The sequence below is a fragment of the Streptomyces sp. NPDC046335 genome (genome assembly GCF_055587985.1).
In genome coordinates, this window is record NZ_JBVJFF010000029.1 from 14,909 (window position 1) to 29,008 (window position 14,100).

At 73.6% G+C, this 14,100-nt stretch carries 5 protein-coding genes; all 5 read left to right on the top strand.

The genetic code is table 11. The annotated features are described in order from the left end of the window. The first annotated feature begins 265 nt into the window (after window positions 1-265). Window positions 266-1,549, top strand: a complete 1,284-nt coding sequence (locus ACZ6JY_RS40075) for an MFS transporter (protein WP_469204448.1) — start codon at window positions 266-268, stop codon at window positions 1,547-1,549. Continuing rightward, window positions 1,546-4,854 carry a type I polyketide synthase gene (locus ACZ6JY_RS40080; protein ID WP_469204450.1) on the top strand — a complete coding sequence of 1,103 codons (3,309 nt, stop codon included), beginning with the start codon at window positions 1,546-1,548 and terminating at the stop codon, window positions 4,852-4,854. Before ACZ6JY_RS40075 ends, ACZ6JY_RS40080 begins: the two co-directional genes overlap by 4 nt. Next, window positions 4,851-12,320, top strand: a complete 7,470-nt coding sequence (locus ACZ6JY_RS40085; protein ID WP_469204452.1) for a MupA/Atu3671 family FMN-dependent luciferase-like monooxygenase — start codon at window positions 4,851-4,853, stop codon at window positions 12,318-12,320. The genes ACZ6JY_RS40080 and ACZ6JY_RS40085 overlap by 4 nt, the downstream gene beginning before the upstream one ends. Before the next feature lie 204 nt (window positions 12,321-12,524). Continuing rightward, window positions 12,525-12,989 (top strand): hypothetical protein, encoded by a 465-nt coding sequence (locus tag ACZ6JY_RS40090; protein ID WP_469204454.1) that lies wholly within the window; start codon window positions 12,525-12,527, stop codon window positions 12,987-12,989. Window positions 12,990-13,076: 87 nt separating this feature from the next. Next, window positions 13,077-14,009 carry an aminoglycoside phosphotransferase family protein gene (locus ACZ6JY_RS40095; RefSeq protein WP_469204456.1) on the top strand — a complete coding sequence of 311 codons (933 nt, stop codon included), beginning with the start codon at window positions 13,077-13,079 and terminating at the stop codon, window positions 14,007-14,009. The last annotated feature ends 91 nt before the right edge of the window (window positions 14,010-14,100 follow it).

Below are 14,100 nucleotides of genomic sequence, written 5' to 3' on the forward strand. Positions count from 1 at the left end.
GGGACTGTCAACTTCTACGAAGGCGTGACCGCAACTTGATCTAACCACGGTCCCGCGGAAACAGAAAGGAATCCAAGGGGCGACAGGCCTGACCTGGGCGAATTCCAGGGTAAACCCTGGGGCGCAACGGCTGGTTGGAGTTGTCAAGTCACCAGTTCGGGGGACTGTGGGTGCGCTTCGGGGCGCGTGAGTGTGAAGGCCGTTGCGGCGCAGTGCGGCGGCACCGGACGGTGAGTGACGGGCCAGGATCGACCAGGGGGCACGCTTGAGGCACTTTCGCCTGCTCGTAGTGGGCAACGGCGTTTCGGCGTACGGCAGTTACCTGAACATGGTCGCGCTCAACGTCTTCATCTACGAGGTCACCGACAGCGCGCTGGCCGCCGGGATCTTCATGGCCGTGCGGCTGCTGACCAGCGTCGTATCCGGCTTTGTGAGCGGACGGCTGGTCTCGGCGTACGACCGTAAGCGGTTGATGGTCGGCGCCGATCTCACACAGTGCGTCGCCATGGTAGCGCTGTTGATCGCCCCCGATGCCGGCCGCGCGGGGCTTCTGTACGTCCTCGCCGTCGTCACCGGGTTCTGCTCCACCCTCTCCGGCGTCTCCCTCCGCAGCGCCATCCCCGAGATCGTCGGGCCCGAGCTGCGGCTCCGCGCCAACTCGCTGCTCGCCACCGGGCGTTCCCTCGCGATGATCGCCGGGTTCGCCTCGGCCGGTGTCGTCGTCTCCCAGCTCGGCTACGTTGCCGCCATCTCCCTCGACGCCGTCTCCTTCGCCGTGTCGGCGAGTGTGCTCCTCTCCTTGCCGATTCGTACGCGGAGAGACGACAAGCCGGCCGGAGCCGGCACCGCGGACGCCGCGGAGGAGGAGCCGCGGCGGGTCGGGGCGCTGCTCCTGCTGCGGGCCGCTCCCGTCCTCGCCGTCATGATCGTGGTCCGGGCCGCCGACGGGCTCGGGTCCTCCTCCCACAACGTCGCCCTGCCCGTCTACTCCAGCTCCCTCGATCCGTCGCATCCGGCCACCTTCGTCAGCCAGTTCTGGGCCACCTGGGCCATCGGCAACATCGTCATGCAGCAGGTCGTCGGCCGCTGGGCCGGGCGCGGCGGGCGGCAGGGGCCGGGGGAGCGGGCCTTCGCCATCGGGGCCTGCGTGATGTCGGCCGCGTTCATCGTGGTCTTCGCGGGGCTGCCCACCGGCGTGGCCGTCGCCGCGGCCCTCGTCGCGGGCATGGCCGACGGCCTCACCGAGATCGCCTACGTCACGCGGCTCCAGGCCGCGCCCGACGAGCAGCGCGGGCGGCTCTTCGGCCTCTCCGCCTCCGTCGAGAACACCGGCTTCGGGCTGGGGATGCTGGTCAGCGGTGCGCTCCTCGACCTGTACTCACCGCTGACCGTGGTCGGGCTGTTGCACGGCCTCGCCATCGTGCTCTGCGCGGGGATGTTCGTCGTCCTCGTACGGCAGGCGCGCCGAGAGGCCAAGGCAGGGGCCAACGCCAAGCCTCCCGTACGACAAGACCCGCCGTCCGTGGAAAGCGAGGCCGAGGTCCGATGACCGCAGTGCGCACAGCCGCCGCCCCCTTACCCGCGACGACGCCCCCGGCCGTCCCCGTGGCCGTCGTCGGCATGGACTTCCGGCTGCCCGGTGGCGAGACGCCGGAGGAGTTCTGGGGCACCATCCGCGACGGCGCCGACCGTATCCGCCGCTTCACCGAGGCCGAGCTGACCGCCGCCGGGATCACCGAGGAGCAGTACTCCGCCGATGACTTCGTGGGCGCGAGCGGCGTCCTCGACGACATCGCCGGGTTCGACGCGAGCTTCTTCGGGATGAGCGCCCACGAGGCCCGCATCACCGACCCCCAGCACCGGCTGTTCCTGGAGTGCGTGCACCACGCCCTGGAGAACGCCGGTTACGCGGGGGACACCACGCGGCGCGAAGGCAACGATGTCGGCGTCTACGCAAGCACCGGCTACCACCTCTACTCCCTCCAGAGCTACCTCCAGCACAACGTCCTCAAGGAGGGCATCGCCGACTGGGTGGCGGGGCTCCAGGTCACCATCGGCAACTTCAGCGACTTCACCGCCAACCGCGCCGCCTACCGGCTCAACCTCACCGGCCCGGCCGTCAACGTCCAGACGGCGTGCTCCAGTTCACTGACCGCCGTCCACCAGGCCGCGCAGTCCGTCGCCCACGGCGACTGTGACATCGCTGTCGCGGGCGCCACCGCCGTGCATGTGCCGCAGGTGCTCGGCTACCAGTACGTCAAGGGCTCCATCCTCTCCAAGAGCGGCTACCTGCGGCCCTTCGACGCCGACGCGGACGGCACCGTCGGCGGTACGGGTGTCGCGGCCGTCGTGCTCAAGCGGCTCGACCGTGCCCTTGCGGACGGCGACCACATCCACGGCGTCATCCGTGGCTGGGGGGCCAACAACGACGGGGCGGACAAGCGGGCGTTCACCGCGCCGAGCGCCGACGGGCAGCGCCGCGCCATCCGGCGGGCCCTGGAGAGGGCGGGCGTCGACGCGGGCAGCATCGGCTATCTGGAGACGCACGGGACGGGCACGTTCAAGGGTGACCCGATCGAGTTCGAGGGCGCCACCGCCGCGTTCCGCGCCGACACCGACCGCACCGGCTACTGCGCCCTCGGCGCGGTCAAGGCCAACATCGGGCACCTCGACGTCTGCTCGGGCCTGGCCGGCATGATCAAGGCGCTGCTGGTGCTCCAGCACGGCGTCATTCCGCCGATGGCCAACTTCCGGCGCCCCAACCCCGCCCTGGACCTCGCCGCCAGTCCCTTCTACATCCCGGACTCGGCGCGCCCGTGGCCCCGGGGGGACGGGCCGCGCAGGGCGTGCGTCAGCTCGTTCGGGGTGGGCGGGACCAATGTCCACCTCGTACTCGAAGAGGCCCCGGCCCCCGTGCCCCGCCCGGCCGATGCGCCCGAGCCGCCGGGTGTCCTGGTGCTCGCGGGGCACACGGAGGCCGCGCTCGCCGACAACGCCTCGGCTCTCCGCGACCACCTGCGGGCCCACCCCGGCACGCGCCACGCGGACCTCGTGACGACGCTGGCGCTCGGCCGCGCCCACCGCAGGCACCGCCTCGCGCTGCGCGGGGACACCGTCGCCGCGCTCACCGGCGCACTCGACGCCTGGCTCGCGGACCCACGCCCCGGCGGAGGCGGCGCGGACGGGGCCGGCACCGGGTTCCTCTTCACCGGGCAGGGCAGCCTGTACCGGGGCGCGGCACGCGGGCTCTACGACCGCTTCGCCGTCGTACGGGAGGTCCTCGACGCCTGTGAGCGGCAGTACGCGGAACTCACCGGCGGCGACAGCCTCCTCAGGCCCCTCCTGGAGACCGAGCGCGACCCGGAGGCCGAGCCGCCCTGGCCCACCGAACTGGCGCAGCCCGCGCTCTTCGCCCTCCAGTGCGCGCTGGTGCGGCTGTGGCGCGAGGCGGGGATCACGCCGGGCGTGGTGGCCGGGCACAGCGTGGGCGAGTACGCGGCGCTGCACGCGGCCGGGGCGCTGAGCGTCGAGGACGGGCTGCGCCTGACGGCCGGACGGGGCAGGCTGATGCGCGACCTCTGCGCGCCCGGGGCGATGGTCGCCGTGCGGCTGGAGGAGCACGCGGCGCGCGACCTCGCCGCCGAGGTGCCCGAGGTGGAACTCGCCGTGGTCAACAGCGCCCGCGGCCAGGTCCTCGCGGGCCCGGCCGCCGCGATGGACCGCCTCGCGGAGCTCCTGGCCGAGCGCGGCGTCCCCGCCCACCCGCTCCCGGTGCGGCACGCCTTCCACACGGCCCTGATGGACCCCGTACTCCCCGGGCTCCGCGACCTGTGCGCCGAGGCCGGACTCACCCCGTGCGCCGTGCCGTTCGTGAGCACCCTGGACGGGCGCACCCGCCCCGCGGGCTGGCTTCCCGACACGGACTATCTCGTACGACAGTCGCGTCACCCGGTGAGATTCGCCGACGCCCTGCGGACCCTCGCCACGTCGCACACGGCCACCGCCACGCTCCTGGAGCTCGGCCCGCACACCACACTCAGCGGGCTCGTACGGCGGGAGCTGCCGGACCGGACGGCGTATCCGACGCTGCGGCGCGGGGCCGGGCTCGAACCGCTCTGGGACGCGGCGGCGGGCCTCCACCGGGGCGGTGCCCCGCTCGACTGGCGGATCTTCATGGGCGGCTCCACGGGGGGCTCCACGGGCGGTTCCACGGGCGGGGCGGGTCGCAGGATTCCCCTGCCCGGCTACCGCTTCCAGCACAAGTACTACTGGACAGGGCCGGAGAACCACCTTCCACGGCCCGTACGACCTGCGAGGGATGTAACCGAAGTGGCACAGGACGAAGCAGCGGTCGAGCGTGTGCTCCAGCACATCATCAAGGTCACCGCGAAGCACCTCAGCTACGACACCAGCGAGATAGCCGAGGACGCCTCCTTCTTCGACCTCGGGGCGGACTCGTTGCAGATGATCGGCGTGCTGCGCGAGCTGGAGGGGGAGCACCGGGTCAAGGTGTCGATGCGGGAGCTCTTCGAGGAGGCGGGGACGGCGAAGGGGCTCGCCTCGGTCATCGTGGGGAAGATGGGGGTGACCGCCGCGCCGGTAAGCTCCGAGCCGCTCCCCGCGCAGCCGCTCCCCGCCCAGCCGCTGCCCCCGCAGCCGCTCCCCGCCCCGCCGGTCACCGCGCCCGCGGCGCCCCCCGTCCCCGGACCGGCGCCGGCGGCGGCCCCCGCGTACGCCACCCGCCAGGAGGTCGAGGACCTCCAGCGGCAGATCCACCAGCTCACCCAGATGCAGCTGCAACTGATGGGCCAGCTCTCCCAGTTGCTCACCGCTCAGGCGCAGGTGGGCCGATGACCGCGAACCCGAGCCCGGTCTCCGCGGCGGTCGACGCGGACCTCGCGGCCATGGAGCAGCTCTCGCGCCGCATCGCGAGCCAACTGGGGACGCCCGAAGCCGCGCCGGAGGCGCCACGCCCCGCCCAGCACGGCCCCCGCCCCGAGGTGGCCCGCGCCTCCGGCATGGTCCGCGGCGGCGCCCCCGAGACCCAGCGGGCGCACCTGGACGACCTGGTGCGCCGCTACACCGCCAAGACGCCCACCTCGAAGCGGATCGCCCAGAAGTACCGCCGGGTGCTCGCCGACAGCCGGGCGGCGGTCGGGTTCCGCAGCAGTACGAAGGAGATGCTGTACCCGATCGCGGGGCGGCGGGCCAAGGGCTCCTGGCTGGAGGACATCGACGGGAACCGTTACGTCGACATCACCATGGGCTTCGGCGTGCTGCTCTTCGGCCACGAGCCCGACTTCGTCACCGAGGCCGTCCGCGAGCACCTCTCGCGCGGCATCCAGCTCGGCCCGCGCAACGTGGAGACCGGCGAGGCCGCCGAGCTGCTCGCCGAACTGACCGGCATGGAGCGCGTCGCGTTCGCCAACTCCGGCACGGAGGCGAACTCGGCCGCGATCCGCCTGGCCCGCGCCGCCACCGGGCGCAACCGCGTCATCACCTTCGAGGGCGCCTACCACGGCCACAACGACAACGTCCTCGGCCGCTCCCCGCGTACCGGCGGCGAGGGCCCGACCACCGTCCCGATGTCCGCGGGCATCCCGCAGAACGCCGTCGCCGACCTGCTCGTCCTGCCGTACGGCAGCGAGGAGAGCCTGTCCGTCATCGAGCGGCAGGCGGGCGAGATCGCCGCGGTCGTCGTCGAGCCGGTGCAGAGCCGCCACCCCTCGCTCCGTCCCGCGGGCTTCGTGCGCCGCCTGCGCGAGCTGACCAGGCGCCACGGCATCGTGCTGCTCTTCGACGAGATGCTGACCGGCTTCCGCCCCGCGCCGCGCGGCGCCCAGGAGCTGTACGGCGTCACCCCGGACCTCGCCACCTACGGCAAGCTGCTCGGCGGCGGCTTCCCCATCGGGGCCATCGCAGGGCGCGCCGACATCATGGACGGCATCGACGGCGGCCACTGGAGCTACGGGGACGACAGCTATCCGCAGGCCGACACCACGTTCTTCGGCGGCACCTACATCCAGCACCCGGTGTCGATGGTCGCCGCCCGCGCCGTCCTCGGCCACCTCAAGGAGCACAGCCCGCGGCTCCAGGAGCGTCTGAACGCCCGCACCGACGAGCTGGCCGCCACGCTCAACACCTTCTTCGAGGCGGAGGAGTTCGCGCTGAGCCTGAGCCACTTCGGCTCGCAGTTCCGGTTCGAGCACCGCGCGGACATGGAGCTGCTCTACCACCACCTCATGCTGCGCGGCGTGCACGTGTGGGAGTGGCGCAACTTCTTCCTCTCCACCGAGCACTCCGACGGCGACATCGAGTTCGTCGCCGACGCCGTGAAGGGCTCGCTGCGGGAGCTGCGGGACGCCGGGTTCTTCCGTACGAAGGGGAAGGGGAGGGCGACGCCCGGCGTGACCGTGCCGAAGCCGCGCCCGGCGGCCACGGCCGCCGCCCCCGGGCCGAAGATGCAGGCCGTGGCCTGGAACACCGCCGCCACGGCGCGCCGCGCCCCCGAGGCGGCCCCCGAAGCCGCGCCCGCCGCGCCCGCCGGGAAGCCGGCCGCCACCCGCCCGCTCGACTTCGGCGTCTACTTCTTCGGCGACTACCCCCAGGACGACACCGCCCCGAAGCACGGCAAGTACGACCACCTCCTGGAGACCGCCCGCTTCGCCGACCGCAACGGCTTCCACTCCCTGTGGATCCCCGAGCGGCACTTCCACTCCTTCGGCGGGCTCTTCCCCAACCCCGTCGTGCTCGCCGCCGCGCTCGCCCGCGAGACGGACCGCATCCGCATCAACGCGGGCTCCGTCGTGCTCCCGCTGCACGACCCGATCCGCGTCGCCGAAGAGTGGTCGATGGTCGACAACCTCTCCGGGGGCCGCGTCGGCATCGGCTGCGCGAGCGGCTGGCACGCCAACGACTTCGCCTTCTTCCCCGACCGCTTCGGCTCCCACAAGGAGCTGATGTACGAACAGGTCGAGCAGGTACGGCAGTTGTGGCGCGGCGAGCCGCTGCGCCGCACCACCGGCTCCGGCGAGGCGGACCTGCGGCTCTTCCCGCGTCCCGTCCAGGACGCCCCGCCGATGTACACGGCCGTCGTCGGCAACCCGGCGTCGTACGAGCTGGCCGCACGCCACGACCTGGGCATCGTCACCAACCTCATGACCCAGAGCGTCGAGCAGCTCAGCGAGAACATCGCGCTCTACCGGCGCACCCGCGCCGCCCACGGCCTGGACCCCGACGCGGGGCACGTCGCCGTGCTCCTGCACACCTACCTCGCCGAGGACCACGCGACGGCGCGCGCCGAGGCCCGCGAGCCGCTGTCCCGGTACATGCGTTCGTCCCTGTCGCTCTTCGGCAACGTCGCGGGCAGCCTCGGCCAGAAGGTCGACCTCTCGGCGATGACCGACGACGACCTGGACGTCGTCTTCCGCCGCGCCTACGACCGCTACTGCGACCAGCGCGCCCTCATCGGCAGCCCGCAGAGCGTGCGCCCGGTCGTCGAGGAGGTGCGCGCGGCGGGCGCCGACGAGGTCGTCGCGCTGGTCGACTTCGGCGTGGCACCCGGTGCGATGCGCGAAGGCCTCGTACACCTGGACGCGCTGCGGCGTACGAGCGCGACCACGACCACGACCACGACCGCGGGCGTTGTTGAGCGGGCGCCCGCCCCCGCCCCCGTGCCCGCCGACCAGGGGGCGCCCCTGTCGCCGGGACAGCAGCGGGTGTGGTTCCTGGAGCGGATGCTGCCGGGCCGCACCGCGTACAACGAGGTCAAGGCCATCGAGCTCGAAGGGCCCCTCGACGTGCCCGCGCTGCGCTCGGCCCTGTGCGCCCTCGCCGCCCGGCACGAGCAGCTCCGCACCGTCTTCCGTGAGGTCGGCGGCGAGCCCCGGCAGTTCGCGCGGGCGGCGGGCGAGGTGGACTTCGCGGTCGTCGACGGCACGGGACCCGGAGATGACGCGGTCGCCGCCACCCTCAGGGCCGAGAGCGAGCGCCGCTTCGACCTCGCGGACGGGCCGCTGTTCGTCACGCGCCTGGTCCGGCTCGGCGAGCGGCGGCACGTGCTCGTCCTCTCCCTGCACCACATCGTGATGGACGCGGCGTCGGCCGCGGTGCTCGCGCGGGACGTCTCCGCCCACTACCGCGCGGAGGTCACGGGCGCCCCGCCCGTCGGTCTGCCCGACCTGCCGCACACCTACGCCGACCACGCCCGCGCCCAGCGCGACTCCCTCGGCGGCGCGAAGGCGGCCGAGGACCTGGCGTACTGGAAGAAGGCGCTCGACGGCGACCTGCCCGTCCTCGCCCTGCCGACGGACCGTCCTCGCCCCGCCAGGATGACGTCGAACGGCCGCGCCCTCTTCCGCACGCTCGAACCCGAACTCTCGGAGTCGGTACGGAAGCTGGGCAGGGAGCGGCGCAGCACCCTGTTCATGACGCTGCTCGCCGGGTACGCCGCCGCCCTGCACCGGGTCACCGGCCAGGACGACCTCGTCATCGGCACCCCGATGTCCGACCGCACCCCCGCGTACGAGAACGTCGTCGGCTTCTTCGTGAACACCCTGGCCCTGCGCCTGGACCTCTCGGGCGACCCGGACTTCGGCACGCTCCTGGACCGGGTGCGCTCGGTCGCCCTGGACGCCTACGACCACGCCGACGTGCCCTTCGAGGCCGTCGTCCGGGAGCTGGCCCCCACGCGGGCGCTCGACCGCACCCCCGTCTTCCAGACGCTCGCCGAGTTCGAGACCGGCGACCCGTTCCGCTTCGAACTGCCCGGGGTGCGCGCGACCCCGCTCGACTCGGGCCCCGACAAGGCGCTGACCGACCTCAGCGTGTACTTCACCGACCAGCCGGACGGCGTCCGCTGCCACCTGGAGTACAACACCGACCTGTTCGACGAGGCGACGATCGAGGCGCTCTTCGGGACGTTCAGGGACGTGCTCGCCGAGGCCACCGGCGCCCCGGCCGCCGTACCGGAAGCGTGGCGGCGCGGACGCGCCCGGCAGCGCACCCGCAGCACCGTCCACGCCCTGGCGTCGCGCTGGGCCGAGGCGGCACCCGACCGCACCGCCGTGATCAGCGGCGACGCGACACTGACCTACCGGGACCTCGACGAGCGGGCCGAGCGCCTCGCGGCCGTCCTGCGCGAGCGTGGCCGCGAAGGGGCGCCGGTCGCCCTGTGGCTGCCGCGCGGCGCCCGGCTGATCGTCGCCATGCTCGCGGCGCTCAAGTCCGGCCACGGCTATGTGCCGCTGGACCCCGGGCAGGGGCGCGCCAGGGCCGGGGTCGTCCTCGCGGAGAGCGGCGCCGGAGTCCTCGTCGTGGACGGCGCCGATGAGCCGCCGGAGGTGCCGCGGGGCGTGGCCGTGGTCGACGCCACGGCCGCACCCGCCGGCACGGACACCGCACCCCCGGTGGCCCCCGGCCCCGACGCGCTCTGCTTCGCGATCTACACCTCCGGCAGCACCGGTACGCCCAAGGGCGTGGCGGTGCCGCACCGGGCCGTGGTGGACCTGTGCCAGTGGCACCACGAGCGCTTCGGGTTCACCGCGGACGACCGCGCCGCCGCCGTATGCAGCCAGAGCTTCGACGCCGCAGCCCTGGAGATCTGGCCCGCGCTGACCGCCGGCGCCACGGTCGTCGTCGCCGACGAGACGGTCCGCAAGGACCCCGCGGCCCTCGCCCGCTGGTACGCGGACCACCGCGTCACCTTCTCCATCCTGCCCACGGCACTCGGCGAGGCGGTCCTCGCGCTGCCGGACGACGCACAGCCACCGCTGCGGCACCTGCTGCTCGGCGGCGACGTGCTCCGCACCCGGCCGCGCGCGAGCGCCCCGTACGAGACGGTGAACGTCTACGGGCCCACCGAGGTGACCGTGCTCTGCACGACCCAGCCGGTGGCGCCGCTCGGCACCGAAGGCCCGGCGGTCCCGATCCCGATCGGCCGCCCCGTCGACAACGTCACGCTGCGCGTCCTCGACGCCCGCGGCCGCGAGGTGCCCGCCGGTGAGGTGGGCGAGCTGTACGTGGGCGGGCCGGGAGTGGCCACCGGCTACCTGGGCCGTCCGGACCTTACGGCGGAGCGCTTCGTCCCCGACCCGCTCGACCCGCTCGGCGGCGCGGGCCCGCTCTACCGCACGGGCGACCTCGTGTGCTGGACCGCCACGGGCGCCCTGGAGTTCCGCGGCCGCTCCGACGACCAGGTGAAGATACGGGGCTACCGTGTCGAGCCCGAAGAGGTCACGCGGGCGCTCAACGCGCTGCCGGACGTCGCCGAAGCGGTCGTCCTCGCCCGCCGCGACCGGCGGGGCGAGGCCCGGCTCGCCGCCTACGCCGTGCCCGCCACGGCGACGGCCGGGGAGCAGGAGACCGCCGACCGCCTCACGCGGGAGCTGGCCGCCCGGCTCCCCGACCACCTGGTGCCGCGCGCCTGGGCGCTGCTCCCCGCGCTCCCGCTCTCCGGCAACGGAAAGCTGGACAGGGCCGCGCTGCCGGAGCCGTCGCTGGTCACCGCCACGGAGGAGCGGCCGCGGGCGGCGGAGACGTCCGGGTCCGCCGCTTCCGGGCCAGCCACTTCCGAGCCCGCTGCTCGGGGGCCCGTCGCTTCCGGGCCAGCGGCTTCCGGGACCGTCGCCTCCGGGTCCGTCGCCTCCGGGCCAGCGGCTTCCGGGACCGTCGCCTCCGGGTCCGTCATCTCCGGGCCAGCGGCCTCCGTGCCAGCCGTTTCCGAGCCCGCCTCCCGGGGCGTCGAGGCCCGGCTGCGGGCGCTGTGGGCCGAGGAGTTCGGTGTCGCCGCCGGCACGATCGGCCCCGAGGCCTCCTTCTTCGAACTCGGCGGCCACTCCATCACGGCGATCCGCCTGGCCAACAGCGTGCGGGAGGAGTTCGGCACGGAGTACCCCGTGGCCCGCTTCTACGAGGAGCCCACACTCCGCGCGATGGCGGCGTACCTGGGACAGGCGGAGACCGAGGTCGAGCCGGGCGCCACGGAAGCGGCCGCCGAGGCCGTGCCCGAAGGCCGCGCCCCCGTCACCGCCCAGCAGAGCGCCTTCATCACCCGGCACCTGACCCACCCCCGCCCGCAGATCTACAACGTGGCGATGCGCCTGACCCTCACGGGAAAGCTCGACGTACCGGCCCTGCGCACGGCCCTGACGCGACTGGTCGCACGGCACGAGGCGCTGCGCACCCGCCTCGTGGAGGACGCGGCGACGGGGGAGTGGCAGCAGGAGGCGCTGCGGCCCAGGCCGGTCGAGCTGCCCGAGGAGGACCTGGTCGCGAGCCTCGGATCGGCGGCCGATGCCGAGGCGGAGGCCGAGCGCCTGGCGGCGGAGACGGCCGCGGCCCCCTTCGACATCCGGGCCGAACTCGCCCCGGTCCTGCGGCTGCTGCGTACCGGGAGCGACCGGTGGACCCTGCTCTTCGTGCTGCACCACGCGGCCTGCGACGGCTGGTCGGTCACCATCCTGCTCCGCGAGCTCGCCGCGCTGTACCGGGCGGCGGTCACCGGGGAACCGCACGGCCTGGCCGCGGACCCGCCGCAGCCCGGCGCGTACGCGCGCTGGCAGCAGGAGCACGGCCGCACGCGGGACAAGGGCCGCCTGGTCGACTACTGGTCACGGCAGCTCGAAGGCGCTCCCTTCTCGGCGTCGCTGCCGCTGGACCGGCCGCGTCCCGCGGAGCTGAGCGGCGCGGGTGACGTGGTGCTGTTCGGGGTGGGGCCTGAGGTGCGCGCGGGCGTGGAGAGCCTGGCCCGCCGGCACCGCACGACGCCGTTCGCGGTGACGGCGGCGGCCATGGCCCGCCTGGTCGGCGAGGTGACGGGCGAGCGGGACGTCCTGCTCGCCATCTCCTACGCCAACCGCGAGCGGCGGGAGTTCGAGGCCCTCGCCGCCTGCACGGTCTCGTCCTTCACGCTGCGCGTCCGCGGCGACCGGGCCGGGTCGTTCGGCGCGCTGGTGGACCAGGTGGCGCGGAGCGCGGTCGAGGCGATCGACCACGCGACGCCGCTCCGTGCGGTGGCGGCCGACCTGTCGGCGGCGCTGGGCACCGAGGTGCCCGACAAGCTGCCGATCGGCTTCCAGTACCAGAACTCGCTGGAGACGGACATCGAACTGCCGGGCCTGACCACGGCGGTCGAGGATCTGGCCGTGCCGGGCGCGCGGTCGGAGTTCAACTTCGGTCTCATCCCGACGGGCGACGTGCTCTCCGGCTATCTGGAGTTCTCGACCGACCTGTGGGACCGCGCCACGGTCGAGGCCTGGACGGCCGCGTACGTCGACCTCTTGGCCGAGGGTGTCGCCGAGGCGCTGGGCGGTGACGCCTGACCGGGGTCCGAGCACTGGCCCGTGCCTGAGCGGCCGAAATTGGTCGTGACATGTCAATAATCATGGAGGCCTGCCTTGTCACCTCTGGTGGCGTGTGCCTCAATGGGCGGCGACCCGGTCCGCTGACGACCCGTCAGCACACGTATACGCGACCGGACATCGTGTTCCCCCCACCACCCCCACACACACCAAAGGCAGGCCTCCATGCGACACGGCAGACTCGGCATAGGCACAGCCATCGGATCGGCGTTCGCCGTCGGCGCGCTCGCCCTCGCCCCCGCGGCCAGTGCGGTCGAACCGCAGAGCGCCACCCTCTCGTTCGACTGCGGTTCCTTCGGCTCGGGCACGGCGACCCTCACCGCCACCCAGGACGGCACCAGCGCCACCATCGAGGTGTCCACCTCGGCGATCACCGCCCCCATCGACATCGGCGCGGGCTCGGTCGACTCCACGCTCACCCTCACCAAGAACGGCTCGGGCACCACCGAGTTCACCGGCAGCTCCAACCCCGCCATCCCCGCGGGCGGCGCCGTCTCCACGGGTCCGCTCACCGGGACCGTCGCCGCGGGGGACAGCCTCGAAGGCACGTCCCTGACGATCGTGGTCCTCGGCATCACCGTGACCTGTAATGCCACATCGGCGCAGACCCCGGGCCCGTTCGTCTTCTGACGGCGCCACGCCAGGGGCCGGCGGGGCCGCCCGCGGCGGCCGAAATCCGGTCGCGGGCCGTACTCGGCAGCCACTACGGTGCCGATCATGCTGCCCGAGGTGAACACCGAAGAGGAGTGGGACCGCGTCATCCCCGACGAGGCGGTGATGCGGCCCGGAGCCGAGGATCTCTGCGCCCGGCTCGGTCTCGCCGGAGCGCCCCTGGTCCGCTACACGGAAGGGTCACAGCCCGTCTACGCGGTGGGCGACGCGCACGTACTGAAGCTCTTCCCCAAGGCGGCGGCCGACGACGGCGTCGCCGAGGGCCGCGTCCTGAGCCACGTCCAGGGCAGGCTGCCCGTCCCCACACCGCGCGTCCACGGCGTCGGCTCGTACGACATTGGCTGGCGTTACGTCCTGATGGACCGGCTGCCCGGCGAGGACCTCGCCGTCGCCTGGCCGCGCGTCCCGCGCGCAGACCGGGAGCGGATCGTCACCGAAGCGGCCGAGGCGCTCGCCGCGCTGCACGCCCTGGACCACCGGCCGCTGGCCGACGTCCTGGGCCCCGGCGACTGGGACGCGTTCGTGCGGCGGCAGCGGGCGGGGGCGGTCGAGCGGCAGCGCACGTGCGGTCTGCCGGGGAACTGGCTGGCGCAGATCCCCGGCTTCCTCGACTCCGTCACCTTCGACGGCGCCGGGTCACCGGACCGGCGCGCCCTGCTGCACACCGAGTTCATGCGCCAGCACCTGCTGGTGGACCCCGACGGCGGATGGCGGCTCACCGGGCTGCTCGACTTCGAACCCGCCATGATCGGGGACAGGGCGTACGACTTCGTGGGCGTGGGGCTCTTCGTCACCCGCGCCGAGCCGGGGCTCCTGGCCCGCTTCATGAAGGCGTACGGCGAGACGTTCCCGCCCCGCCTGCTCCTCGCGTACACGCTGCTGCACGTCTACAGCAACCTTCCCTGGTACCTGCGCGAGCTGCCCGCCCCGCCCGAACCGACGCTCGACGCGCTCGCGGAGACGTGGTTCGGGGACTAGGGCCTGTCGTTTGGATCATCTCGGCGTCGCGGGGTCTGGCACGCACATCTGCGGCGTTGTCGTCGGTTGCCAACGCTCCGCGTTGTCGCCC

Coding starts and splice junctions, on each gene's coding strand:
- ACZ6JY_RS40080 (WP_469204450.1), top strand. CDS start 1,546: ATGACCGCAGTGCGCACAGCCGCCGCCCCCTTACCCGCGACGACGCCC.
- ACZ6JY_RS40085 (WP_469204452.1), top strand. CDS start 4,851: ATGACCGCGAACCCGAGCCCGGTCTCCGCGGCGGTCGACGCGGACCTC.
- ACZ6JY_RS40090 (WP_469204454.1), top strand. CDS start 12,525: ATGCGACACGGCAGACTCGGCATAGGCACAGCCATCGGATCGGCGTTC.
- ACZ6JY_RS40095 (WP_469204456.1), top strand. CDS start 13,077: ATGCTGCCCGAGGTGAACACCGAAGAGGAGTGGGACCGCGTCATCCCC.